The 22,426-nt window shown below is 71.6% G+C and carries 25 protein-coding genes and 1 tRNA gene; 12 read left to right on the top strand and 14 right to left on the bottom strand.

The window, feature by feature from the left end:
- Positions 1 to 40: 40 nt before the first annotated feature.
- The 6 genes from ehuB (at position 41) to SXIM_RS19465 (ending at position 4,788) form a co-directional block, all read left to right on the top strand.
- Positions 41 to 964 (top strand): ectoine/hydroxyectoine ABC transporter substrate-binding protein EhuB, encoded by a 924-nt coding sequence (gene ehuB, locus SXIM_RS19490; protein WP_046724772.1) that lies wholly within the window; start codon positions 41 to 43, stop codon positions 962 to 964.
- Positions 964 to 1,662: an ectoine/hydroxyectoine ABC transporter permease subunit EhuC gene (ehuC, locus tag SXIM_RS19485; protein WP_043178476.1), complete on the top strand. Its 699-nt coding sequence runs from the start codon at positions 964 to 966 to the stop codon at positions 1,660 to 1,662. Before ehuB ends, ehuC begins: the two co-directional genes overlap by 1 nt.
- Positions 1,659 to 2,312, top strand: coding sequence for an ectoine/hydroxyectoine ABC transporter permease subunit EhuD (gene ehuD / locus SXIM_RS19480; protein WP_030736826.1), 654 nt, complete (start codon positions 1,659 to 1,661; stop codon positions 2,310 to 2,312). The genes ehuC and ehuD overlap by 4 nt, the downstream gene beginning before the upstream one ends.
- A gap of 27 nt (positions 2,313 to 2,339) precedes the next feature.
- Positions 2,340 to 3,131, top strand: a complete 792-nt coding sequence (gene ehuA, locus SXIM_RS19475; RefSeq protein ID WP_030736829.1) for an ectoine/hydroxyectoine ABC transporter ATP-binding protein EhuA — start codon at positions 2,340 to 2,342, stop codon at positions 3,129 to 3,131.
- 113 nt (positions 3,132 to 3,244) lie between these two features.
- The gene (locus tag SXIM_RS19470; RefSeq protein WP_030736832.1) at positions 3,245 to 4,003 is read left to right on the top strand and encodes an IclR family transcriptional regulator; all 759 of its coding nucleotides are present in this window, start codon (positions 3,245 to 3,247) and stop codon (positions 4,001 to 4,003) included.
- Between the two features lie 125 nt (positions 4,004 to 4,128).
- Complete coding sequence (locus tag SXIM_RS19465) at positions 4,129 to 4,788, top strand: MFS transporter (protein ID WP_030736835.1); 660 nt, start codon at positions 4,129 to 4,131, stop codon at positions 4,786 to 4,788.
- Between the two features lie 99 nt (positions 4,789 to 4,887).
- On the opposite strand, the gene SXIM_RS19460 is transcribed toward SXIM_RS19465, so the two are convergent.
- From SXIM_RS19460 to SXIM_RS19435, 6 genes are all read right to left on the bottom strand, one after another.
- Entirely contained in the window at positions 4,888 to 5,241 is a 354-nt protein-coding gene (locus tag SXIM_RS19460; RefSeq protein ID WP_046724770.1) for an antibiotic biosynthesis monooxygenase family protein, read from the bottom strand.
- 86 nt (positions 5,242 to 5,327) lie between these two features.
- Positions 5,328 to 5,756 (bottom strand): OsmC family peroxiredoxin, encoded by a 429-nt coding sequence (locus SXIM_RS19455; RefSeq protein ID WP_030736841.1) that lies wholly within the window; start codon positions 5,754 to 5,756, stop codon positions 5,328 to 5,330.
- Between the two features lie 136 nt (positions 5,757 to 5,892).
- Positions 5,893 to 5,975 (bottom strand) — tRNA-Leu (locus tag SXIM_RS19450).
- 37 nt (positions 5,976 to 6,012) lie between these two features.
- Positions 6,013 to 6,681, bottom strand: a complete 669-nt coding sequence (locus SXIM_RS19445; RefSeq protein ID WP_046724769.1) for an HNH endonuclease signature motif containing protein — start codon at positions 6,679 to 6,681, stop codon at positions 6,013 to 6,015.
- Positions 6,678 to 7,313 (bottom strand): HNH endonuclease signature motif containing protein, encoded by a 636-nt coding sequence (locus SXIM_RS19440; RefSeq protein WP_030736847.1) that lies wholly within the window; start codon positions 7,311 to 7,313, stop codon positions 6,678 to 6,680. The genes SXIM_RS19445 and SXIM_RS19440 overlap by 4 nt, the downstream gene beginning before the upstream one ends.
- A 72-nt stretch (positions 7,314 to 7,385) precedes the next feature.
- The gene (locus SXIM_RS19435; protein ID WP_425473470.1) at positions 7,386 to 8,708 is read right to left on the bottom strand and encodes a DUF445 domain-containing protein; all 1,323 of its coding nucleotides are present in this window, start codon (positions 8,706 to 8,708) and stop codon (positions 7,386 to 7,388) included.
- 12 nt (positions 8,709 to 8,720) lie between these two features.
- Between SXIM_RS19435 and SXIM_RS19430 the strand changes: the two genes are divergently transcribed.
- Positions 8,721 to 10,025, top strand: coding sequence for an SGNH/GDSL hydrolase family protein (locus SXIM_RS19430; protein WP_425473486.1), 1,305 nt, complete (start codon positions 8,721 to 8,723; stop codon positions 10,023 to 10,025).
- Between the two features lie 77 nt (positions 10,026 to 10,102).
- Positions 10,103 to 12,367, top strand: coding sequence for a transglycosylase domain-containing protein (locus SXIM_RS28590; RefSeq protein WP_046724767.1), 2,265 nt, complete (start codon positions 10,103 to 10,105; stop codon positions 12,365 to 12,367).
- Positions 12,368 to 12,474: 107 nt separating this feature from the next.
- On the opposite strand, the gene SXIM_RS19420 is transcribed toward SXIM_RS28590, so the two are convergent.
- Together SXIM_RS19420 and SXIM_RS19415 are read right to left on the bottom strand one after the other, a co-directional pair.
- Positions 12,475 to 12,777 carry a GroES family chaperonin gene (locus tag SXIM_RS19420; RefSeq protein ID WP_046725788.1) on the bottom strand — a complete coding sequence of 101 codons (303 nt, stop codon included), beginning with the start codon at positions 12,775 to 12,777 and terminating at the stop codon, positions 12,475 to 12,477.
- A 74-nt stretch (positions 12,778 to 12,851) separates the two neighbouring features.
- Complete coding sequence (locus SXIM_RS19415; protein WP_030736862.1) at positions 12,852 to 13,169, bottom strand: DUF3618 domain-containing protein; 318 nt, start codon at positions 13,167 to 13,169, stop codon at positions 12,852 to 12,854.
- 136 nt (positions 13,170 to 13,305) lie between these two features.
- Here SXIM_RS19415 and bcp point away from each other — a divergent pair, with 136 nt between their 5' ends.
- The 4 genes from bcp to SXIM_RS19395 all read left to right on the top strand — a co-directional run bounded on the left by bcp (position 13,306) and on the right by SXIM_RS19395 (position 16,057).
- Positions 13,306 to 13,797, top strand: coding sequence for a thioredoxin-dependent thiol peroxidase (gene bcp, locus SXIM_RS19410; protein WP_046724766.1), 492 nt, complete (start codon positions 13,306 to 13,308; stop codon positions 13,795 to 13,797).
- Positions 13,790 to 14,569 carry an HAD-IIA family hydrolase gene (locus SXIM_RS19405; protein ID WP_030736868.1) on the top strand — a complete coding sequence of 260 codons (780 nt, stop codon included), beginning with the start codon at positions 13,790 to 13,792 and terminating at the stop codon, positions 14,567 to 14,569. The genes bcp and SXIM_RS19405 overlap by 8 nt, the downstream gene beginning before the upstream one ends.
- A gap of 118 nt (positions 14,570 to 14,687) precedes the next feature.
- Positions 14,688 to 15,353 carry a hypothetical protein gene (locus tag SXIM_RS19400; RefSeq protein WP_053116254.1) on the top strand — a complete coding sequence of 222 codons (666 nt, stop codon included), beginning with the start codon at positions 14,688 to 14,690 and terminating at the stop codon, positions 15,351 to 15,353.
- Entirely contained in the window at positions 15,353 to 16,057 is a 705-nt protein-coding gene (locus SXIM_RS19395) for a class F sortase (RefSeq protein ID WP_046724765.1), read from the top strand. The genes SXIM_RS19400 and SXIM_RS19395 overlap by 1 nt, the downstream gene beginning before the upstream one ends.
- Positions 16,058 to 16,061: 4 nt before the next feature.
- On the opposite strand, the gene SXIM_RS19390 is transcribed toward SXIM_RS19395, so the two are convergent.
- The 6 genes from SXIM_RS19390 to SXIM_RS19365 are packed head-to-tail and all read right to left on the bottom strand — an operon-like array spanning position 16,062 to position 22,406.
- A complete protein-coding gene (locus SXIM_RS19390; protein ID WP_030736877.1) occupies positions 16,062 to 16,418 on the bottom strand; it encodes a DUF6204 family protein in 357 nt (118 codons plus the stop codon).
- 43 nt (positions 16,419 to 16,461) lie between these two features.
- Complete coding sequence (rdgB, locus tag SXIM_RS19385) at positions 16,462 to 17,064, bottom strand: RdgB/HAM1 family non-canonical purine NTP pyrophosphatase (protein ID WP_046724764.1); 603 nt, start codon at positions 17,062 to 17,064, stop codon at positions 16,462 to 16,464.
- Between the two features lie 8 nt (positions 17,065 to 17,072).
- Positions 17,073 to 19,178, bottom strand: a complete 2,106-nt coding sequence (locus SXIM_RS19380) for a beta-galactosidase (RefSeq protein WP_046724763.1) — start codon at positions 19,176 to 19,178, stop codon at positions 17,073 to 17,075.
- A gap of 56 nt (positions 19,179 to 19,234) precedes the next feature.
- On the bottom strand, positions 19,235 to 20,134 hold the full coding sequence (locus tag SXIM_RS19375; RefSeq protein ID WP_052385426.1) for a carbohydrate ABC transporter permease: 900 nt from the start codon (positions 20,132 to 20,134) through the stop codon (positions 19,235 to 19,237).
- Positions 20,131 to 21,003 (bottom strand): carbohydrate ABC transporter permease, encoded by an 873-nt coding sequence (locus SXIM_RS19370; protein WP_030736888.1) that lies wholly within the window; start codon positions 21,001 to 21,003, stop codon positions 20,131 to 20,133. The genes SXIM_RS19375 and SXIM_RS19370 overlap by 4 nt, the downstream gene beginning before the upstream one ends.
- Positions 21,000 to 22,406 carry an ABC transporter substrate-binding protein gene (locus SXIM_RS19365; RefSeq protein ID WP_234306964.1) on the bottom strand — a complete coding sequence of 469 codons (1,407 nt, stop codon included), beginning with the start codon at positions 22,404 to 22,406 and terminating at the stop codon, positions 21,000 to 21,002. The genes SXIM_RS19370 and SXIM_RS19365 overlap by 4 nt, the downstream gene beginning before the upstream one ends.
- Between the last annotated feature and the right edge of the window lie 20 nt (positions 22,407 to 22,426).

Here is a 22,426-nt window from a genome sequence, read left to right as displayed (position 1 = left end):
GAGTCGCATAAGTTCGTTGAGGCTGGGTAGCCGCGCCGCCATGGCTCCACCGCAACGGACAAAATCGACACCTTACGAAAGACGGACGTCAAACGGCATCAGTCGGCGATCACTCCTCGCCGGTGCCGCCGCCTTCGGCGCCTTCGGCGCCCTGGCTGCCGCGTGCAGCCGGATCCCCCCGGAGGGCAGCGTCGAGGGCGGCGATCTGCTGGAGCGGCTCCGCTCCCGTGGCTCCGTCAAGGTCGGCATCGCGAGCGAGCCGCCGTTCGGCTACATCAACAAGGACGGTGAGCCCGACGGCGAGGCCCCGGCCATCGCCAAGGTGATCTTCACCAGGCTCGGGATCGACAACGTCACCCCGGTGCCCGTCGAATTCGGCGCACTCATTCCCGGGCTCAAGGCGCAACAGTTCGATGTGGTCTCCGCCGGGATGTACATCAATCCCACCCGGTGCGCCCAGGTCCTGTTCTCGGACCCGGACTACCTCATGCTGGACTCGTTCATCGTGCCCGCCGGAAACCCGCACAACATCCAGCGGTACGAGGACATCGCCGAGCAGAACCTGGTGCTCGCCACCGGCACCGCGTACGCCGAGATCGACTACGCGCTCGCCGCCGGCATCCCGGACAGCAGGCTGCTGATCCTCCCCGACCAGGTCGCCGGCCTCGACGCCGTCGTCCAGGGGCGGGCCGCCGCGTTCGCCGGGACCAATGTCACCGTCACCGGCGTCGTGGAGAATTCCCCCCGGGCCGAGGCCACCGAACCGTTCCAGCCCTATGTGAACGGCGAGCCGGCCTACGGCGCGGGCGGCTTCGCCTTCCGTCGCTCCGAAAAGAACTTCCGCGACGCCTTCAATGTGGAACTGCACAAACTCAAGGACAGTGGCGAGCTGCTCGACATCGTCAGCCCCTTCGGTTTCACCGAGGCCGAGATGACGGACCTCACGGCCGAGGAGCTTTGCTGATGATGACCTCAGGAATGTTCCAGAACTATTTCCTCCCGGGGATCTGGATCACCATTCAGGTGACCCTCTACAGCGCCGCGCTCGCCGCAGTCGTCGCGTTCACCATCGGCACGCTGCGCACCTCGCGCCTGTGGATCGTCCGTTTTCTCGCCGGCGCCTATTTCGAGATCTTCCGCGGGATGTCCGCGCTCGTGATGCTGTTCTGGCTGGCGTTCTCCCTGCCGCTGATCCTCCAGTGGCAGCTCGTCCCGATGTACGCCGGCGTGCTCGCGCTCGGCCTCACGTACGGGGCGTACGGGTCCGAGGTAGTACGCGGAGCGCTCGCCGCCGTGCCCGTCGCCCAGCGCGAGGCGGGGGTCGCGCTGGGCTTCTCCCGGGCCCAGCGGCTGCGCCGTATCGAGATTCCGCAGGCCTGGCCCGAGATGGTCCCACCGTTCAACAACCTGCTGATCGAGCTGCTCAAGGGCACCGCGCTGGTCTCCGTGATCGGCGTCGCCGACATGACGTACGCCGGCAACCTGGTCCGGCTCGGCAGCAATGAAAGCGCGCCCGTGTACACCCTGCTGCTGGTTCTCTACTTCGCGATGGCGTTCGTCCTCACCCGCGGCATGCGGGTCGTGGAGCGGGCCGCCAAGGCGGGGGTGGGCCAGGCGCCCGCCCTGAAGTTCCCGCTGCGTGTGGGGGGCGGTGCCCGATGAGCTGGAGCTGGGACGTCGTCTCCGACTTCATGCCCGACTTCTGGAAGGGCCTGCTGGTCACCCTCCAGGCACTCGCCCTGGGGACCCTGATCGCCTTCTCCCTCGGCCTGGTGTGGGCGATAGCGCAACGTTCGCGCTTCCGCGCCGTGCGCTGGCCGGTGAACGCGGTCACCGAGTTCATCCGCAACACGCCTCTGCTGGTGCAGTTGTTCTTCCTGTACTTCGTGGTGCCCGAGTGGGGTCCGTCCATGTCGGCGCTGACCACCGGCATCGTGGGCCTGGGGCTGCACTACTCGACGTACACGGCCGAGGTGTACCGCTCCGGCATCGGCGGCGTGCCGCCCGGCCAGTGGGAGGCGGCCACCGCGCTCAGCCTGCCGCGGGTGCGCACCTGGACCGCGGTCATCCTGCCGCAGGCCATCCGGCGGGTGGTCCCGGCGCTGGGCAACTACGTCATCGCCATGCTCAAGGACTCGCCCATGATCGCGGTCATCGGCGCCCTGGAGATGCTCGGCGAGGCACGCAGCTTCAGCAACGCCACCTTCACCTCCGAGGCGTACACCATCGTCGGCATCGCGTTCCTGGTGATCGCCTACCCGGCCTCGCTGCTGATCCGCGCCCTCGAACGCCGGCTCGCGCTCACCACCTGATCCGACTGCATTGAGAGACCCCAAGCCATGAGCAACGATCCCAGCCGTGCGAACGGCACCGAACTCGTCCGGTTCGACAAGGTCACCAAACGCTTCGGCGAGGTGACTGTCCTCGACGAACTCGACTTCTCCGTCGCCACGGGCAAGCACGTCACCCTCATCGGCCCCTCCGGATCCGGCAAGACCACGATCCTGCGGCTGCTGATGACCCTGCTGCGGCCCGAAGAGGGCACCATCACCGTCGACGGCGACCTGCTCACCCACGAGGAGAAGAACGGGAAGCTGGTACGCGCCGGGGAGCGGCACACCCGCGAGGTCCGCAAGAAGATCGGCATGGTCTTCCAGCAGTTCAACCTCTTCCCCAACATGAAGGTGCAGCGCAATGTGATGGAGGCGCCGGTCCATGTCCTGGGCATGGACAAGGACGAGGCGGCGCAGCGGGCCAGGGAATTGATCGAGCTGGTCGGGCTGACCGAGCATCTCGACAAGTACCCCAGTCAGCTCTCCGGCGGTCAGCAGCAGCGGGTGGCGATCGCCCGCGCGCTGGCGATGCGCCCGCAGGTGCTGCTGCTGGACGAGGTCACCTCCGCCCTCGACCCGGAGCTGGTGGCCGGTGTGCTGGACGTGCTGAGCGACATCGCGCACAGCACCGACATCACGATGATCTGTGTGACGCACGAGATGAGCTTCGCGCGCGACATCTCCGACCGTGTGCTGATGTTCGACAAGGGCAAGATCGTGGAGTCGGGGTCGCCGGAGAAGATCTTCAGCGATCCTGAGAACGACCGGACCCGGGAGTTCCTGAGCACCGTGCTGTGATCGCGGGGTGGTCCGGCACCGGAGGAGTCACTTGTGCCGGACCGCCTCCCTGGTGGCCGCATCGTCGCTACCCTGGGTCCGAGCTGGCACAACTCCCCCTCCAGGAGGACGAAGTGGCGATCACACCCGGGCTGACCGCCCCCTTCCACTCCGTGCAGTACGCGCTGCGGCTGCTGGAGACCGTCGCGGGCCATCCCGACGGCATCCCGGAGAACGAGATCGCCGAACATATCGATCTGCCGCCCGGTCAGCTCTCCCACCTGCTGCTGATGCTGACCCGCGAGGGGTACGTGCACCAGCTGCGGGACGGCGCGTACCTTCCCGGCGAGGCGCTGATCCTGCTGAGCCGGGGCGGGGACCGGCAGCGGGTGCGGCACGAGAAGCTCCAGGAGGCGCTGGACGCGCTGCGCGTGGCGCTGGGCGCCGCCGTGTACATCGGGCTCTACCGGGACGGCGAGCTGGAGGTGCCGCACGTCTCGGACGCGCCGGAGACGCCCCCGGTGCACCAGTGGGTGGACTTCCGGTCGGCGGCACACGCGACGGCCATCGGCAAGTGCCTGCTGAGCCAGCTCGATCACGACGGGCGGCAGGACCACTTCTCGCGGCACCGGGCGGCGCGGCTGACCTCGCGGACGATCACCGACGCCCGGGTCCTGCTGAACTCGCTGGAGCGGCAGCCGGCCACCATGCCGGTGCTGGATCTCCAGGAGTACGCGGTGGGTACGCTGTGCGCCGCGGTGCCGTTGACGGCCGGGGCGACGGTGGGCTGTCTGGCGCTGTCGCTGCCGGTCGGTGAGGCGCACCGGCTGCGGCAGGCGGCGGAGACGCTCAACCGCAAGGCGGCTCCGGCGCTGCTGTCACTCGCGCTGTAGCCCGGCGGCGCGTTCGCCACTGCCGCCTTCTCTCCCCGCGACTCTCCCACGGCCCGCACCGAGACGGGTGAGGGCGCCGCCGGCCCGGTACCGGCCCTGGCCGCGGCACGGCACACCAACTCGTCATGACCGTGCACCTCCAGGTCGGCGAGGGCTACACCCCGCTTCGCACCGGCCTCACCATGGTCGCCTTCACCGTGGGCGTCGGCATCGGCTCCGGATTCGCGCCCGGACTGATGCCGCTGGGCCGCCGGGGCGTCCTCCTGGGCTGCTCCTTCATGGCCGCCGGGATGGTGCCCATCACCGCCACCGTCGACCGGTACGCCGGCACGCTGGAGCCGTGGCATCCCGTCCCCGGCATGGTCGTCTCCGGGCTCGGCATGGCGATGATGGCCGGCACGCTGGTGAACATCGTGCTCGCCAAGGTCCCGCGCTCGGCCTCCGGTTCGGCCTCCTCACTGGTGAACACCGCCATCCAGGTGGGTGTCGCCACCGGCATCGCCATCGTCGCCACCGTCTACTTCTCGGCGCTGGACGGTGGCGACCCGCCCGCCGACGCGGCCGTCACCGGACTGTGGAGCGTCGTGGCGCTGTACGCCCTGGCCGGCCTGTCCGCCTTCGTCCTGCCGCCCGGGAGAGTCGAACCGGCCGGGGACGACCGCGAGGACGACCAGGACAACGGAAACGCCGGACGCACCACCTCCGCCGGGGGACGGCTTCGCCCGCTCCCCCGGACACGGGCCACGCTCCGGCCCCGGGCACGCGGAGAACCGCAGGGCACGTGACCGGCCCGCGCCCCTCTCCGCACCACCGGCCCCGTCACCACCGGGGGCGGCAGCGTCCCGGCGGAACACACCCGCACGTACGCAGCCGTTCCCGCGTCATCAAGCGGGACGATCCCCGCTGACCGGCGCCGCCTGCTGGACCACCTCGAAGGACCACAGCTCTGAACCGGAGGCGGCGGGCCTGCGACCCTCACCGCCGGAGCCACCAGAGCCACCGGAACCGCCGTGTGCCTGCCGCATGGACCCCTTCATCCAGTTCTGGAAGTCCTCCTCACTGCGCCAGCGCGTGTACACGAGGTACGTGTCCGTACCCTCCACCGGCCGCAGCAGCTCGAACCACTCGAACCCGTCCTGCCCCTCCACCGCACCGGCCCGCGCGGCGAACCGGCGCTCCAGCTCCTCGCGCTGCTCGGCGGGAACGGTCAGAACATTGATCTTCACCACGCTGGCCATCGGCGCGCCTCTCTCCGGGGGTACGAACCACCGCCCAGCGTACGGCGGCCCCGGCATCCTGGAATGCCGGGGCCGCACGCGTCGGATCAGGCCAGCAGCTCGGCTTCCAGGGTGATCGTGACACCGGCCAGCGCCTTGCTGACCGGGCAGTTCTCCTTGGCGGTGGTGGCCGCCTCCTGGAACGCCTCCGCCGACAGGCCGGGCACGCGCGCCTTGACGTTCAGCACGATGCCGGTGATCCCCTCACCCGGCTGGAAGGTGACGGACGCCTGCGTCTGCACGGTCTCCGGCGGCGTGCCGGCACCGGCCAGGCCGTGCGAGAGGGCCATGGAGAAGCAGGAGGAGTGCGCGGCGGCGATCAGTTCCTCGGGGGAGGTCCGCCCGTTGGGCGTCTCGGCCCGCGAGGGCCAGTTCACCTCGAACGTCCCGATCCCCGAGGACTCCAGCGCGACGGTCCCCGACCCCTCCATGAGAGAGCCGGCCCAATTGGTCGTGGCGACACGGGTGGTTGCCATGGTCGATCCTCCAGAGAATCAGCTGAAAGCAATACCCCCACACGCTATCGGGGCACACAGCTGATGGCCCGGATCGACCCCGGACACGATGACGGCCCGGCTCTTCGGGGAGCCGGGCCGGGTCGATTGCGCGGAGTGCGGCCGGAGGGAGTCGAACCCTCACGCGCGTGAGCGCACCGGGACCTAAACCCGGCGTGACTGCCATTCCACCACGGCCGCAAGGTGCACCAATCCTACGGCCCGAAGCGGGCTCCCCTCACTCCCCCCGTCGCTCCGCCCTGCCGCCCCGGCACCAGGTGTCCGTCACCGCATGGCAGTTCGGACACAGCAACCGCAGGTTCTCCGCGCGGTCGTCGCGCCAGTCGCCGTTCCTGTGATCCACCTCCAGCGTCATGGGTTCCCCGAGCCAGACCGGCCCCGTGCCACACTCCGCACAGATCTCCGGGCGGCCGATGTCGGCCAGCGCGCGGCGCAGCAGTACGGTCGTGGTCCGGCGGGCACCCGAGTGCTTGACCAGAGTCTGCTCGGCCGGGCGGCGTGCCGGACTGCGGCGCCCACGACCGTGGGCCTGACCGAGCAATCGCGAGGTGTCGCAGCCCGAATCCGTGAGTGCCCGTCGGAAGCGGGCCCTCGATCGGGCGGTGTCGGGCTGTTTCAGCCTGCGCATGACGGCCGCGATGGAGGGGGACATCTGTGCGGCCAGCGCCCATTCCAGCGTCGTGGGTTCCGGACGCTTCCCGGAACTGCGGGAGCCTTGGCCCGCGAAATGCGAGATGTCGATCCCGAAGTGGGCGAACCGCTTCCTCAGGTAGGTCTTCTGTTTCTGATAGCGCCGTGCACCGAAGAAGACAATGACCTCGTCCATGTTCCGGCAACGCGCCGCCGCCTCGGCCAGCCGTTCGCGTGAGTAGGTCCGCGCGCTCATGCGGCCCGCTTGCCCCGGCCCCGGTAGGCCGCCGTAGTCGCGTGGCAATTGGGGCACAGCAGACGGAGATTGGCCGCCTCGTTGTTCCGGCGGTCGCCGTCCACGTGATCCACCTCCAATGTCAGCGGCTTGCCGCGCCACTGCGGCGGGGTTCCGCACCGGGCGCACCGGTGGGGGACGCCCACCGCAAGCAGAGCGCGGCGGAGCCGCTCACCCGGGCAGCGGCGGGTGTCAGCGGCATCCTGGCGGACGAGGATCTCCTGCGGCGTCCGGCGCCTGGCGGCTCCGGGAGAAGCCTGGCGCCCGGTGAAGTGTGAGGTGTCGATGCCCAGTGCCTTGACCGTGCGGCTGAGATGCGTGTGCTGGCCGCCCACCAGTGGCACGCCGAGGTGGTAAAGCACCTCGGCCATGTTCCGGGAGTCCGCCACGGCGGCCGTCAGCGCGTGTACCGTCCAGCGCCGACCCTCACGCGCGAAGTGCGAGGTGTCCACCCCCAGGGCGCGCATCCGCTCGCGGAGGTAACGCCGTGATCCGCTCCTCGGGTCGGCGCCCAGTTTGGTGATCGCCTCCGTCAGCGTCGTCGAACCCGCGGCTGCCTCCGCGAGGCGCTCCCGTGTGTACCGGCTGGCCATGCACGCTCCCCTTCGACCGTCCGTCCTGGTCTCGCACGGATCAACGATCCGGGTGCCCGGCGGTTACGCCGGTCAGGTGAGGAGCTGGGTCACCGTGTGGATCACCAGGCCGGCCAGGGAGCCGATGATCGTGCCGTTCAGGCGGATGAACTGAAGGTCCCGGCCGATGTGGAGTTCGATCTTGCGGGAGGTGGTGCGGGCGTCCCAGGAGGCGACCGTGTCGGTGATCAGCGAGGTGATCTCGCTCCGGTAGCCGGACACCACGTGCAGCGCCGCGTCCGTCACCCAGCCGTCCAGCTTGGCGCCCAGGCGGTCGTCCGTCGCCAGGCGCTCGCCCAGTGAGAGCAGCGCCGCCCGCGCCCGCAGCCGCAGCGCGCTGTTCTCGTCCTCCGCCGCCGCCATGATCATCGCCCGGACCGCCGCCCAGGCGGAGGCGATCAGGTCCTGGACCTCGGGCCGGCGCAGCAGGTCCGCCTTCAGGCGTTCCACCCGCGCCCGGGTGTCCGGGTCGTCCTTCAGCTGCTGGGCGAAGTCCGCGAGGAAGCGGTCCAGTGCGCCGCGTGCCGGGTGCTGGGGGCTGTCGCGCATCTCGGTGACGAAGCGGAGCAGCTCGCGGTAGACACGTTCGCCGATTCTGCGGTCCACGAACCGGGGTGTCCAGCCGGGGGCGCCGCCCTCCACCGCTTCCATGACCGCGTCGCGGTGCAGGATCAGCCAGTCGGCGGCGCGGGCGCACACCAGGTCGACCATGCGGTGGTGGGCGCCGGCCGCGACGGTGCGGCCCAGCAGGTCGCCCAGCTGCGGGGAGATCTCGCGGCGGCCGGCCTGGCGGGTGATGGCTTCCCCTATCACGGCCTGGACGTCGGCGTCGCGCAGCACGGTCAGTCCGCCGCGTACGGCGGTGGCCAGTTCCGCGGTGACCCGGTCGGCGCTCTCCGGGCGGGCCAGCCAGATACCGGCGCGCCGGGACAGGCCCAGGGAGCGGAGTTTGTCGCGCACCACGCTCTCGGAGAGGAAGTTGTCGCCGACGAAGTCGCCCAGGGACTGGCCGAGCTGGTCCTTCTTGGTCGGGATGATGGCGGTGTGCGGGATGGGCAGGCCCAGCGGGTGGCGGAAGAGGGCGGTGACCGCGAACCAGTCGGCGAGCGCGCCCACCATGCCGGCCTCCGCCGCGGCGGCCACGTAGCCCGCCCAGGCGCCCGCTCCGCTGTGCTCGGCCCAGGTGGCGAGCGCGTACACGACGGCGACGGCCACCAGCAGGCCGGTGGCCACTCCCTTCATGCGGCGTAGGGAGCGCTGTTTCGCCACATCTGCTGCCGTGAAGCTCATGTCCCCCATTGTCGGGGGTGGGGTGATCCGAACGGACGAGCCCGTGCCGTCCGATCGTGGGATCATGTGCGGGTGGGTGTGGGAGTGGTGGGTGTACGGCGGGCTCCGGCATGGTGGGCGGCCGGGGTGGTGGCGTTGCTGGTGATCGTGTCGGCGGTGCTGTCGGGGCTGCCGGGTGATGACGGCCGGGCGGTACGGGCCGCCCCGGGTCCGCCGGGCGCGGTGGTGCCGGCGTCGCAGGGCGCGTGGGTGGGTGCCTGGTCGGCGGCGCCGACGGGGTCCGAGCCGGGCACCCGGGACGGTCTGGGCGGGCAGTCGCTGCGCAATGCGGTGCAGGTGTCGGCGGGTGGCACGGCGGTGCGCGTGGAGTTGTCCAACCGGTACGGGAGCCAGCCGGTGACGTTCACGCGTGCCTCGGTCGGGCTCGCGGTCGGGCCGGGCAGCGCGGAGGCGGTGGCGCACAGCGTGGTGCCGCTCGCGTTCGGCGGCGGGGCCGCGGTGACCATACCGGTGGGGGGCGTGGTGTTGAGCGACGCGGTGTCGCTGGCGGTGGAGCCGGCGACGCGGCTGCTGGTGTCGGTGTACGCGCCGGGCCCGTCGGGGCCCGTGACGTACCACCGGCACGCGCGGGAGACGAACTTCGCGGCGCGCGGTGAGCACACGGCGGAGGTGTCGGGGGCGACGTACACGGCGACGACCGAGCACTGGCGTTATCTGACGGGGGTGCAGGTGTTCTCCCCCGCGTCGCCGGGTGCGGTGGTGGTGCTGGGCGATTCGCTGACGGACGGCATCTCCTCGACGCCGGGGGCGGGGCATCGCTGGACGGATTTCCTGGCCGCGCGGCTGGAGGGGACGCCGGTGCTCAATCTGGGGATCAGCGGCAACCGGCTGCTGCGCGACGGTTCGCCCGGCAGGTCGTACAACGGGGCGAGCGGGCTGAGCCGGCTGCACTCGGACGTGCTGCGCCAGGAGGGCGCGACGGTGCTGGTCGTGCAGTTGGGGATCAATGACATTCTGCGGGCGCCGCGCGAGCCGGACGCCGGGGAGATCGTGGCGGGTCTGGAGCGGCTGGCCGCCGAGGCGCGGGAGAACGGGCTGCGGGTGGTCGGGGCGACGCTGATGCCGTACGAGGGGCACTACGCGTGGAGCGACCGGGGTGAGGCGGTCCGGCAGGAGGTCAACGAGCGGCTGCGGGCGGGCGGTGTCTTCGACGGGCTGATCGATCTGGATGCCGCGCTGCGCGATCCGGCGGACCCGTCGCGACTGCTGCCCGCGTACGACTCGGGTGATGCTCTGCATCCGACGGACGCGGGGTTCCGGGCGATGGCGGAGGCGGTGGATCCGGCGCTGCTCATGGGGGTGGAGCCGGCCGCGGTGCTGTAGGGCCGTTCGGGGGAGGCCGGGGGCGTACCGGTGGTGTGCGGGGGGCGTGCGGGGGTCGGGTTGCGACAGTGTGGCCCATGGGCGTTGACCGATGGCCGGGGTGGCCGGCGAAGAGCGCGGGGGCGCGCCGGCCGCGCCGCAGGGGTCTGCGGCGGCTGCTGCCCACCTGGCGGGTGCTGCTGGGCGGGCTGATGGGCGCTACGGTGCTCGGGCTCGGCGCCCTGGTGGCGGGCTACCTGCTGGTGGAGATCCCGGAGCCGAAGTCGGCGGCCGCCGCGCAGGCGAATGTCTATCTGTACGCGGACGGTTCGCAGCTGGCGGCGGTCGGTGAGGTGAACCGGGCGAACGTGTCGCTGGATCAGGTGCCGGAGCCGGTGCGGCACGCGGTGCTGGCGGCGGAGGACCGGGATTTCTACGACTCCTCGGCGGTGGATCTGTCGGCGATGGTGCGGGCGGGCTGGAACATGCTGCGCGGCGGGGGCCGGCAGTCGGGTTCCACGATCACTCAGCAGTTCGTGAAGAACTACTACCTGGATCAGCGGCAGACGGTGACCCGCAAGGTCAAGGAGCTGTTCATCGCGGTGAAGCTGGGGCGGGAGACCAGCAAGGAGGAGATTCTCCAGGGGTATCTGAACACCAGTTACTTCGGCCGCAACGCGTACGGCGTCCAGGCGGCGGCGCAGGCGTACTACGGGAAGGACGCCGCGCGTCTGGACGTGGCGGAGGGCGCGTATCTGGCGGCGCTGCTCCAGGCGCCGAGCGCGTACGACGTGGTGGCGGATCCGGGCAGTGCCGGGCGGGCGGTGGCCCGCTGGGAGTACGTGCTGGACGGCATGGTGTCGCAGGGGTGGCTGGACGCGTCGGAGCGGGCGGGTCTGGTGTTCCCGTGGCCGGGCCCGTACGAGCCGTCGGATCTGCTGTCGGGCGAGCGGGGTTATCTGGTGGAGGCGGTGAAGGGGCATCTGACCGGGCGGGGCATCGTGGGCGAGGACGAACTGGCTGCGGGCGGGTACCGGATCACCACGACGATCGATCCGGTGCGGCAGGAGGCGCTGACCCGGGCGGTGGGCGAGCAGTTGCTGGACGGTCTGGGGACGGAGCCGCCGGACGCCTTCGTGCGGGTGGGGGCGACGTCGGTGGAGGTGGCCACGGGCGAGGTGGTGGCGATGTACGGGGGCCGGGACTACACGGAGCAGTTCGTCAACAACGCGACGCGCCGGGACTATCAGGCGGCTTCGACGTTCAAGCCGATCGTGTACGCGGCGGCCCTGGAGCACGCGGCGCTGACGGTGGACGGGGAGCGGATCGGTCCCGCGACGGTGTACGAGGGGGACAGCGGCCGGGAGGTGGTGAACCGGGACGGTACGGGTTCGGGCTGGTCGCCGCAGAACGAGGGCGGGAAGGACTTCGGCACGGTGACGGTGGCCGAGGCGATGGATCAGTCGGTGAACGCGGTGTTCGCGCAGCTGGGGCAGGACGTGGGGGCGGACCGGGTGCGGGAGACGGCGGTGGCGCTGGGTATTCCGGGGGACGTGCCGGGGCTGGCGGAGGCGCGCGGTTCGATCTCGCTGGGGACGGCGACGCCGAGCACGCTGGATGTGGCGCAGGTGTACGCGGCGCTGGCGGGGCGGGGGACGTACCGGGAGGCGGTGCTGGTGCGGGAGGTGAGCCGGGACGGGGAGCCGGTGCCGGTGCCGGGGGCGGTGGAGCGGCGGGCGGTGTCGCCGGAGGCGGCGGACGGGGTGACGGCGGTGCTGCGCGGGGTGGTGGAGCGGGGTACGGGGACGGCGGCACGGTCGGCGGGGCGGCCGGCGGCGGGGAAGACGGGGACGGCGGAGGAGGACCGGGCGGCGTGGTTCGCTGGGTTCACGCCGGAGTTGGCGACGGTGGTGGCGGTGTTCGGCCAGGACTCGGAGAGCGGGGAGCAGCAGTCGCTGTACGGGGCGGCGGGGCAGGAGCGGATCAGTGGTGGGGGGTTTCCGGCGCGGATCTGGGGTCAGTACACGGCGGCGGCGTTGGAGGGGCGGCCGGTGGTGGAGTTCGAGGGGGCGGCGGAGCCGGTGCCGCCGGCGACCCCGGACGGGGAGCGCGATCCGGAGCCGGACCGGGAGCCGGGGCCGGTGCCGGATGGGGAGCGGGAGCGGGAGGACGGCGGGCGGGAGGGGTCCGGGGAGCCGGAGGCCGAGCCGGGTGGGTCGGCGGTGCCGTCCGCGCCGGGTTCGGCGGCGCCGTCGACGGGGCCGCCGCCGGCCGATCCGTCTCCCTCCGCGCCGCCCGGGGAGCCCTCGGTGGTGCCGTCGGGGACGGGAGAGCCGGACCGGGAGCCGGCGCCGGGCCGCTGAGTGGAGTCAGCGGCCCGGGTCGGCGGCGGTGATCGGCGGTGCGGGTCGGTGGCCCTGACCTGCGCTGCGGCAGGTGGCGCGGTCGGAGCGTGGGCCGGGTGCCCGGGTCAGAGGTAGAGCCCGGTGGAGTCGTCGGACCCCTGGAGCCGTTCGGCGGCCACCGCGTGCAGGTCGCGTTCGCGCATCAGGATGTAGGCGACGCCGCGTACTTCCACCTCGGCGCGGTCCTCGGGGTCGTACAGCACCCGGTCGCCGACTTCGACGGTGCGGACGTTCTGTCCCACGGCCACCACCTCGGCCCAGTCGAGCCGGCGGCCGACCTGGGCGGTCGCGGGGATGACGATGCCGCCCGAGGAACGGCGTTCGCCGCCCTCGCCGTCCGCCCGGACCAGGATCCGGTCGTGGAGCATGCGGATCGGCAGTTTGTCGTGGGTGGGGTTCGAGCTCACGGGGATGACCGTATCTCAGGTGGTTGAACGTTCGGCTACCGGTTCCGCCGCCGGCCCTTGGGGCGCTCGGCCTCGGAGGAGCGGGAGGAGGTGACCAGCAGGCCCACCACGACCACTGCCATGGCGAGCGGGATGATCCGGCCCATCCGGTAGCTGCCGTCCTCGTGGGTCAGCTTCTCGCGGAAGCCGCCGACCGTGCGGTCCACGCTGGCGGCGGCGCGGGCCTTGGCGTCGCCGACGATGGTGCTGGGGTGGACCCGGACACCGATCTCTTCGAGGGTGCCCCGCAGGCTCTCCCGCCGCCTGTGGATCCGCGCCTCGATCGCCGCGGGGTTCTCGGCTGCTTGCGACACGCTCACGCCTCCATCGTCCAATCCCGGATCGGGTTCACGGGACAGTGTGTCAGCTCCGCCGGGCCACTGCCTGTCGCAGGCCACGATTAGGCTGGGTGGCGCAGTGCTGGAAATGACCGAACCGTGAGGATCCGCGATGAGTGAGCGCCTTCAGCCGGGGGATCCCGCCCCCGCCTTCTCCCTGCCCGACGCCGATGGCAAGCGGGTGTCGCTGGCCGATCACGCCGGGCGCAAGGTCATCGTCTACTTCTACCCGGCGGCGCTGACCCCGGGCTGTACCAAGCAGGCGTGCGACTTCACCGACAATCTCCAGCTGCTGGCCGGCGCCGGCTACGACGTCATCGGGATCTCGCCCGACAAGCCGGAGAAGCTGGCGAAGTTCCGGGAGAAGGAGAGCCTGGGCATCACGCTGCTGAGCGACCCGGACAAGGCGGTGCTGGAGGCCTACGGGGCGTTCGGCGAGAAGAAGCTGTACGGCAAGACGGTGACCGGGGTGATCCGTTCCACGGTGATCGTGGGCGAGGACGGCAAGGTCGAGCGGGCGCTGTACAACGTGAAGGCGACCGGCCATGTCGCGAAGCTGATCCGTGACCTGGAGCTGGCTGCGGGGGGCGAGCAGGGTGAGTGAGCGCAAGCCGATCGAGTCGTGGCTGACCGACATGGATGGGGTGCTCATCCATGAGGGCGTGCCGATTCCGGGCGCGGACCGTTTCCTGAAGCGGCTGCGGGAGTCGGGCCGGCCGTTCCTGGTGCTGACGAACAATTCGATGTACACCCGGCGGGATCTGCACGCGCGGCTGTCCCGGATGGGTCTTGAGGTGCCGGTGGAGAGCATCTGGACCTCGGCGCTGGCCACCGCGCAGTTCCTGTCGGAGCAGCGGCCCGGCGGCAGCGCGTACGTCATCGGTGAGGCCGGGCTGACGACGGCGCTCCACGATGTGGGCTATGTCCTGTCGGACTCGGGGCCGGACTACGTGGTGCTGGGTGAGACGCGGACGTACAGCTTCGAGTCGCTGACGAAGGCGATCCGGCTGATCAACGACGGTGCGCGGTTCATCGCGACCAACCCGGACCACACGGGTCCCTCGACGGAGGGGGCGCTGCCGGCGACGGGTTCGGTGGCGGCGCTGATCACCAAGGCGACGGGGCGTGAGCCGTACTTCGTGGGCAAGCCGAATCCGCTGATGATGCGGGCCGGGCTGAACGAGATCGGGGCGCACTCGGAGACGAGCGCGATGATCGGTGACCGGATGGACACCGATGTGCTGGCGGGTCTGGAGGCGGGGATGGAGACGTTCCTGGTGCTGACGGGGCTGACGCGGCCCGAGGAGATCGACCGGTATCCGTTCCGGCCCTCCACGGTGGTGGACTCGATCGCGGATCTGGTGGACCGGGTCTGAGTCCTCGGTGACGCGTCCGGGTGATCCGGGTCCCCCAACGGCGTAAGGGGCGGGGCCTGCGGGTGCGGCGGTGCGGGTGGCGGGTGACCTTCGGAGGGAGCGATCCGGAGGTTCCGCCATGAGCATCGTCAGGCCCGCGGGGCTCGCCCTGTGCACGTTGTCGATGACGCTGGCCGTGCTGGCGCCGGCCGGCGCGGCGTTCGCGGCCGGTGGGGGTGCTGAGGGGGAACGGGAGCGGGGGCACGGCGAGGTGCGGATCTCGCCGGCCGCGCCGCGCCCGGGTGAGGAAGTGGTGCTGCGGGTGACGGGGTGCCGGGGGAAGAGCGGCACGGCGCACTCGGAGGCGTTCGTGGCGGAGGCGGTGCTGGCGCCGTCGACCGAGGGCGGGCTGTTCGGCGAGGCGCGGGTCTCTTCGACGGTCGCGGCCGGTACGTACCGGGTGGATGTGTCGTGTGACGGCGAGGACCGGGCGGTCACGGGTGAGCTGACGGTCGCGGGGAGCGGCGGGGGCGGCCACGACAAGGAACGCGAGCACGAGCGGGAACACGAGCGGGAGCAGGGCCGCGAGCACGAACGCGAGCGTGACCACGAGCAGGAGGCCGCCCCCTCGCTGCCGTCGCGCCCCTCGGCGCCGGTGCGGGCGGGTGGCGGCGGTACGGCGACGGCGGTGGCGGGCGAGCAGGACCGGGTGCCGACCGCGCCCACGGCGCTGACCGTGCTGTCGGGGGTGCTGGCGGCGGCGGCCGCGCTGACCGTGCGGCGGCTGCGCGCCCGGGAGAGGTGATGGAGGACGAGCCGAGCGCTTCGGGCACCGGCCGTCTCGTCTCCTGTGTCGCCTGGACGCTGCTGCTGGCGGGTCTGTGGCTGTGGGGCCGTCAGCTGACGGAGGGCGGCGGCTGGTTGCCGGGGTCCTCCCCCGGTGCGGCGCAGGCCCAGGCGGCGGGGGCGCGCGGGTCGCTGCCGCCGGCCGCCGATCCGCTGGCCGCGGGGGTGGATCCGGCGGTGCTGGAGATCGAGGCGATCGGGGTGCGCGCGGACATCATGGCGCGCGGGATCGACGAGGGCGGCGGGGTGGCGCCGCCGCCGTACGGTGAGCCGGGTCTGGTGGGGTGGTACGCGGGCGGCCCGGTTCCGGGCGCGGAGGGGGCGGCGGTGCTGGTGGGGCATGTGGACACGGAGACGGATCCGGCCGTGTTCTACGCGCTCAGCTCCGTGGAGCCGGGTGACGGGGTGCGGGTGGTGCGGGACGACGGCTCGGTGGCGGCGTTCACGGTGAGCGGCACCGAGGTGGTGGAGCGGGCGGACTTCGACCCCGAGCGGGTGTACGGCCCGCGGCAGGACGGGGCGGCGGAGCTGCGGCTGATCACCTGTGGCGGGACGTACGACGCGGAGCGCCGGGAGTACTCGGCGAATGTGGTGGTGTCGGCGTATCTGACGGACAGCGCCGGCGGCCGGGGCGGCGCTGTGGACGGCGCCGGCCCGGCCTGACGGCTCAGCCGGCCTGCCGGGCGGCCCGGCGCTGCCGCTTGCCCAGTGGCGCCTGGGAGAGGTCCTGGGCCTGGGAGCGCAGGTTCTTGTATCCGTAGCCCCGGTCGGACAGCCACTGGCGGAGCACCGTCTCGGCGTCCTCGGTGGCGGTGAGGATGTCCTCCTCAGCCTCGCCCTCGCGCGCGATCCGGAAGGTGAAGGCGTCGCGGGCGGCGATGTCGTAGCTGAGGTGCCCCTGGGGGGTGAAGGCGGCGCGCAGCACGTCGTGCTCGGGGGCGCGGGCGAGGAGTTCGGCGCGCTGTTCTCCGGTGAGGCCGGAGAAGGCGCCCCGGACCGTGACACGGAAGGTGCGGGTGCTCATCGGGGGACCGTAGCCGCCCGGTCCGGGGCGTTGCCAGGGGTTTTCAGCGCAGCAGTTCGGCGATGACGGGGGCGAGTGCCTGGAAGGCGTGGGCGCGGTGGCTGATGCGGTTCTTCTCCTCGGGGGTGAGCTCGGCGACGGAGCGGGTGTCGCCGTCGGGGGTGAGGATCGGGTCGTAGCCGAAGCCGCCGTCGCCGGCCGGGGTGTGCCGCAGTGTGCCGCGCAGCCGGCCCTCCACGACGCGTTCGGTGCCGTCGGGGAGGGCCAGTGCGGCGGCGCACGCGAAGTGCGCCGCGCGGTGCGGGTCGGCGATGTCGGCGAGCTGGGCCAGCAGGAGTTCCAGGTTGGCCCGGTCGTCGCCGTGCCGGCCGGCCCAGCGGGCGGAGAAGATGCCGGGTGCGCCGCCGAGGACGTCCACGCACAGCCCGGAGTCGTCGGCGACGGCGGGCAGTTGGGTGGCCCGGGCCAGGGCGTGTGCCTTGAGCAGCGCGTTCTCGGCGAAGGTGACGCCGGTTTCCTTCACGTCGGGGATGTCGGGGTAGGCGTCGGCTCCGATGAGTTCGACGTCGAGTCCGGCTCCGGTGAGGATGGCGCGCAGCTCGGTGACCTTGTGGGCGTTGCGGGTGGCGAGGACGAGACGGTGCATGGCGGTGATTATCCGTGTTCGGCGAGGACGCGGACGTCCCAGGGGCCGAGGTCCAGTGCGGTGCCGGCGGCCAGTTCCTGCCCGGAGAGCACGTCGCGGGCGGCGGCGGGCAGCGGGAAGGTGCTGGGGGTGAAGGACCAGTTGTGGACGAACCGCAGCCGGGTGCCGTCGCCGGCGGTGGCCGCGGTGACGGTCTGGCTTTCGGCGGCCGGGCGCCAGGCGCCGTGGGGGCCGGGGCTTTCGGCGGCGGCCCATTCCAGGACGGCGGCGGCCAGCGCCGGGTCGGGCACGGTACCGACGTAGGTGACGCGTCCGGCGCCGTGGGCGCGGGTGGTGACGGCGGGCCAGCGGGAGAAGTGCGGGTGCCGGTAGGCGGCGAGCACCTGGGCGTCGTCCACGTGCAGGCCGTCGGCCCAGCGGGTGGCGGTGGCGTGTTCGGGCAGCCGCAGCGGGGAGTCGTCGGGGGCGTGGACGGGCAGCGGGCGGCGCAGGGTGGAGAACTCGTCGTAGCGCACGCCGGCCGCCTCGCCGAGGTGGGCGGGTTTGCGTTCGGTGCGGGCGCGGGCCTCCTCGTCGCCGTAGCCGGTGTGGATGCCGAGCACCAGGTGGCCGCCGGCCGCCGCGTATGCGCGCAGCCAGCGCAGTTGGTCGTCGTCGGCGGTCATCAGGGCGGCGGCGACCAGGAGCGGCTGGGTGCGCGCGTACGCGGCGGGGTCCTGGGTGAACAGCTGGCCGGGGTGGATGAGCCGGGCCTGGAGGCCGCTGTCGAAGGCGCCGCGCTGGAAGGACTCCAGGACGGTCTGGTACGAGCGCCGGTCGGGGCCGCCGTCCTCGGCGGCGAGCATGGGGTGTTCGGTGAGCGCCCATTTGCTGTCGACGCTGTAGAGGAGGGCGAGGTCGGCGTCCGGGGTGAGGGCGGCGACGAGTTCCCCGGCGCGGTCGAACTCGGCGCCGAGCGCGGCGAGCTGTTCGTAGGTGCGGCCGGGTTCCTGGCTGTGCGGGAGGATGCCGCCCCAGAAGGTCTCGGCGCCGTAGTGCAGGGTGTGCCAGTGCCAGTACTCGATCATGGTGGCGCCGCGGGAGACGAGGGCCCAGGCGGCCTGCCGCCACTGGCCGTCGTAGGCGGGTTCGTTGATCCAGGTGGGGCCGATGGCCTGGGCGTTGGTCTCGGTGACCAGGAAGGGTTCCTGGCGGGAGGCGTACATGCGGTCGGCGGTGGCGTACAGCGCCCAGGTGCCGTGGGTGGTCCAGGTCTGGCCGGGCTCCTGGGGGTCCGGTGGCAGCTGGAGGCTGTCCTGCATGCGGTAGTAGGGGTTGCCGGCGGTGACGTCGAGGCGCGCGGTGAGGGCGTCGTCGCGGACGCCGGGGCGTTCGTAGGAGATGCAGGTGGTGACGAACTGGCCGGGGTGGGCGTACTCGCGCACGATGTCGGCCTGCCAGCCGATGAACTCGGTGGTGAGGCTGTCCTGGAAGCGCCGCCAGGCGAGGGCGTACTGGGGCTGGGCGTTGCCGTCGGGGGTCCACAGGTCGGCCCAGGTGGACAGCCGGTGGGACCAGTAGGTGAGGCCCCAGGCGCGGTTGAGTTCCTCGACGGTGCCGTACTGGTGGCGCAGGTGGTCGGTGAAGCGCTGGAAGACGCCGTGGTTGTGGAAGATCTCGTTGCCGGGCTCGTTGTCGACCTGGTAGCCGATGACGGCGGGGTGGTCGGCGTAGCGCTGGATGATCTTGCGGATGACGCGTTCGGCGTGGAAGAGGAACGCGGGGTGGGTGTAGTCGATCTCCTGGCGGGCGCCCCAGCCGGCGCGCTGTCCGGTGCGGCGTTCGGTGTTGATCTCGGGGTAGGCGCGGGCGAGCCAGGGCGGGGCGGCGTAGGTGGGGGTGCCGAGGATGACCTGGATGCCGCGCCGGTGGGCGCCGTCGAGGACGGGCTGGAGCCAGTCGAGGTCGAAGACGCCGTTCTCCGGTTCCCAGGTGGACCAGACGGATTCGCCGACGCGGATGACGGTGAAGTGGGCCGCGGCCATCAGGTCGAGGTCCTCGTCCAGGCGCGGGGTGGGCTGGTACTCGTGGTAGTACGCGGCGCCGAAGAGGACCCGGTGGGGCAGGACGGACATGCGGAACCTTTCTGGGGTGCGGGCGGTGCGGGAGGTGCGGTGCCAGTGGCGTGGCGTCAGCCTTTGACCGCGCCGGCGGAGAGTCCTTCGAGCAGTTGTTTGCGCAGCAGCAGGAAGACGGCGATGGTCGGTACGGAGGCGAGGACGGCGCCGGGGAGGACCAGGTCGAAGGCGCGGGATTCGGCGCGGAAGAGGATGTTGAGGCCGAGCGGCAGGGTGTACTGGTCCGTGTCGGAGATGAGGACCAGGGGCCACAGGAAGCTGTTGTAGCTCTGGAGGAACTGCCATACGCCGAGGGCGCCGAGGGAGGGCCGCAGCAGTGGCAGGACGACGCGGCGGAAGATGCCGAACTCGCTGTTGCCGTCGAGGCGGGCGGCTTCGAGGATCTCGTCCGGGATGGACTGGATGATGTACTGCTGCATCATGAAGATCCCGAAGGCGGGGGCGACCCAGGGGACGATCAGTGCGAACCAGGGGTTGGCGAGTCCTGACTTGACCACCAGGATGAACAGCGGGACCAGGATCACCGCGAACGGCACGGACAGCGAGCTGAACATCACGTTGAACAGCACCTTCTTGCCGGCGAACCGGTATTTGGCGAAGGCGAAGCCGGCCAGGGCGCAGACGAAGACGGCGATGGTGGTGGCGGTCAGGGCGGTGACGACGGAGATGGCGAACCAGTTCCAGAAGGGCTGGCCGCCGAGCAGGTTGCGGTAGTTCTCGGTGGTGGCGGGGTCGGGGACGAGGGTGGGTGGGTAGTCGAAGATGTCGCCGCGCGGCTTGAAGGAGCCGGACAGTGCCCACAGCAGGGGCGCGGCGAAGACCAGCAGGAGCAGGCCCAGGGTGCCGTACAGGGCGATCCGGGCGGGCAGGGAGCGGCGGCGGCGCGGCCGGTGGGGCGGAGTGGGGCGGGTGGCGGCGGGGCCGGGTGCGGTGGTGGTGCGGGTGGCGCTCATGCGGTCCTCCCGATGCGCAGCAGCCGGTTGAGGAGCTGGCTGAGGCCGAACACGATGACGAACAGGACGAGACCGGCCGCCGCCGCGTAGCCGAACTGCTGGCGTTCGAAGGCGGCGCGGTACACGAACTGGGCCACGGTCAGGGTTTCCTCGCCGGGTCCGCCGCCGGTGATCAGGTAGGGCTCGTCGAAGAGCTGGGCGGCGCCGATGAAGGAGGTCACCACGACGAAGGCGGTGACGGGGCGGATGGAGGGCAGCGTGACGGTGGTGAACTGCCGCACTGTGCCCGCGCCGTCCAGTTCGGCGGATTCGTACAGTTCGCGGGGCACGGCCTGGAGGGCGGCGAGGAAGAAGATGGTGAGGTAGCCGGTCCAGCGCCACAGCAGGACGAAGCCGATGGAGACCTTGGCGAGGGTGGGGTCGCCGAGCCAGTCGGCGCCGCCGAAGCCGAACAGGGCCCGCAGTACGGAGTTGACCAGGCCGTACTCGCGGTCGAGCAGCAGGCTGTACAGCAGCGCGATCACGATGGGTGACAGCACCATGGGGAGGAAGAAGGTGACCCGGAACAGATCGCGGGCCCGCAGTCCCCTGGTGTTGAGGAGTTGGGCGATGAGCAGGGCGCAGGGCACCACGAGGAAGAGCGAGACGAGGATGAAGATCAGGGAATTGCCGAGTGCTTTGTGGAAACTCGTGTCGCGGGCGAGATCGGTGAAATTGTCGAATCCGATGAAGGTGGGTGTGCCGAGCCCGACCCATTCGGTGAGGCTGAGATAACAGGCGACGCCGATCGGCACGACCATGAACAGGCCGTAGAGCACGTAGAAGGGGGCGATGAACGCGTACGGCGCGAGGTTTCTGCGGGAGGTCATCGGGATCCTCCCCGGGTTCGGGTCTGGCCGGCGAAATCGCGTGCGGCGGAGCGCAGCGCTTCACGCGGTGAGGTGCGGCCCTGATAGGCGCGCAGCAGATATCCGCTGAGGACGGTGTCGAGTATGGAGCGGTCGGCGCTGAGGTAGAGCACGGGCGCTTCGTCGATGACGTCCCGGTAGACCTCGAACATGCGCTGGCCGCCGCAGTATTCGTCCTCGATGAGGGAGAGCGCCGGGTCGTTGAAGACGGAGCGGAGGCTGGGGAGGTAGCCGAGCACCTGGTAGCGGCGGACCTGTTCGGCGGGGTTGAGGTAGGCGGCCTTGACGAGTTCGACGCCGGCGAGGGTGTTGCGCTTGCCGCGCAGGGCGGCGAATCCGGTGCCGCCGGCGAAGGAGGTCCGGCCGCCGCCGCCCGTGAAGACGGGCAGCGGGCGGATCCGCCACTGCCCCGACTGTTCGGGCACGTTGGCGATGAGCCCGTACACCTTGTACCAGCTGGCCATCCACTGGCCGATGACCTTTCCTGTCTTCAGGGCGGCCTGCATGCTGGGGCCGTAGTAGTCGGAGACGGTGGTGAGGTAGCCGCGCTGGACGCCCTCGGCGAGGAAGCGCAGGGTGTCCTCGGCCTCGGGGGTGTCCAGGGTGAGGGTGCCGTCGGCGTCGAAGAGCCGCCCGCCGCGCTGGAGCAGCAGCATTTCGAAGGACTGGAGGATCTGCGGCAGGTCGCTGCCGGTGGGGACGGCGGCCAGCGCGATGCCGTGCCGGTCGGCGAGGCGGGTGCCGGCTTCGGCGAACTCCTCCCAGCTGCCGAGGTCGGTGGGTATCCCGTAGCGGGCGAACTCCGGCTCGCGGTAGTAGTACACGACCAGCGGGGCGTCGGAGTCCAGCGCGTACAGGGCGCCGTCCTTGCTGAACGGTTCGGTGCGCACCGTCAGCAGGTCCTCGCGGACGGCGGGGTCGAGGTGTCCGGTGAGGTCTTCGAGGAGTTCGGGGGCGATGTCGCCGCGCAGCAGGCGGGTGAAGGCGCCGAGTTCGAAGCCCGCGACGTCGGGGGTGCCGCGTCCGGCGATGGCCTGGGCGATGGTCTTGGTGACCACGTCGGCGGCGCCGGCCCGGGTGGGCCGCAGGTTCCAGGTGAAGGGGGAGCCGGTGGCGGCGTCGGCGGCGGCGCGGAAGAAGTCGACGTAGGCGTCGTCGTGGGTCCAGAAGGAGATGTCGGCGCGGCCCGAGGTGAGGGGTTCGGCGGTGGGCGTGGCGGCGGCGCAGGCGCCGAGGGCGGGGGCGAGCGCGGCGGCGGCGCCCAGGCCGCCGGCGGCGCGCAGCAGGTGGCGGCGGGAGATGCCGGGGGGTTGTGGGTGGGGGCCGGGGGTCGGGGCGGGCCGCCGGCCAGGGGTTGGGGTCATCGTCGTCCCTGTTCCTGGTG

The sequence above is a fragment of the Streptomyces xiamenensis genome, assembly GCF_000993785.3.
Classification (GTDB): domain Bacteria; phylum Actinomycetota; class Actinomycetes; order Streptomycetales; family Streptomycetaceae; genus Streptomyces; species Streptomyces xiamenensis.
This window is presented reverse-complemented; position numbering and strand designations above follow the sequence as displayed.

Coding starts and splice junctions, on each gene's coding strand:
- SXIM_RS19400 (WP_053116254.1), top strand. CDS start 14,688: ATGAGCATCGTCAGGCCCGCGGGGCTCGCCCTGTGCACGTTGTCGATG.
- SXIM_RS19440 (WP_030736847.1), bottom strand. CDS start 7,313: ATGGCCAGCCGGTACACACGGGAGCGCCTCGCGGAGGCAGCCGCGGGT.
- SXIM_RS19370 (WP_030736888.1), bottom strand. CDS start 21,003: ATGACCTCCCGCAGAAACCTCGCGCCGTACGCGTTCATCGCCCCCTTC.
- ehuC (WP_043178476.1), top strand. CDS start 964: ATGATGACCTCAGGAATGTTCCAGAACTATTTCCTCCCGGGGATCTGG.
- SXIM_RS19390 (WP_030736877.1), bottom strand. CDS start 16,418: ATGAGCACCCGCACCTTCCGTGTCACGGTCCGGGGCGCCTTCTCCGGC.
- SXIM_RS28590 (WP_046724767.1), top strand. CDS start 10,103: ATGGGCGTTGACCGATGGCCGGGGTGGCCGGCGAAGAGCGCGGGGGCG.
- SXIM_RS19460 (WP_046724770.1), bottom strand. CDS start 5,241: ATGGCCAGCGTGGTGAAGATCAATGTTCTGACCGTTCCCGCCGAGCAG.
- ehuB (WP_046724772.1), top strand. CDS start 41: ATGGCTCCACCGCAACGGACAAAATCGACACCTTACGAAAGACGGACG.
- SXIM_RS19465 (WP_030736835.1), top strand. CDS start 4,129: ATGACCGTGCACCTCCAGGTCGGCGAGGGCTACACCCCGCTTCGCACC.
- SXIM_RS19420 (WP_046725788.1), bottom strand. CDS start 12,777: ATGCTCCACGACCGGATCCTGGTCCGGGCGGACGGCGAGGGCGGCGAA.
- ehuA (WP_030736829.1), top strand. CDS start 2,340: ATGAGCAACGATCCCAGCCGTGCGAACGGCACCGAACTCGTCCGGTTC.
- SXIM_RS19435 (WP_425473470.1), bottom strand. CDS start 8,708: ATGATCCCACGATCGGACGGCACGGGCTCGTCCGTTCGGATCACCCCA.
- SXIM_RS19365 (WP_234306964.1), bottom strand. CDS start 22,406: ATGACCCCAACCCCTGGCCGGCGGCCCGCCCCGACCCCCGGCCCCCAC.
- SXIM_RS19395 (WP_046724765.1), top strand. CDS start 15,353: ATGGAGGACGAGCCGAGCGCTTCGGGCACCGGCCGTCTCGTCTCCTGT.
- SXIM_RS19445 (WP_046724769.1), bottom strand. CDS start 6,681: ATGAGCGCGCGGACCTACTCACGCGAACGGCTGGCCGAGGCGGCGGCG.
- rdgB (WP_046724764.1), bottom strand. CDS start 17,064: ATGCACCGTCTCGTCCTCGCCACCCGCAACGCCCACAAGGTCACCGAG.
- SXIM_RS19455 (WP_030736841.1), bottom strand. CDS start 5,756: ATGGCAACCACCCGTGTCGCCACGACCAATTGGGCCGGCTCTCTCATG.
- SXIM_RS19375 (WP_052385426.1), bottom strand. CDS start 20,134: ATGAGCGCCACCCGCACCACCACCGCACCCGGCCCCGCCGCCACCCGC.
- ehuD (WP_030736826.1), top strand. CDS start 1,659: ATGAGCTGGAGCTGGGACGTCGTCTCCGACTTCATGCCCGACTTCTGG.
- bcp (WP_046724766.1), top strand. CDS start 13,306: ATGAGTGAGCGCCTTCAGCCGGGGGATCCCGCCCCCGCCTTCTCCCTG.
- SXIM_RS19380 (WP_046724763.1), bottom strand. CDS start 19,178: ATGTCCGTCCTGCCCCACCGGGTCCTCTTCGGCGCCGCGTACTACCAC.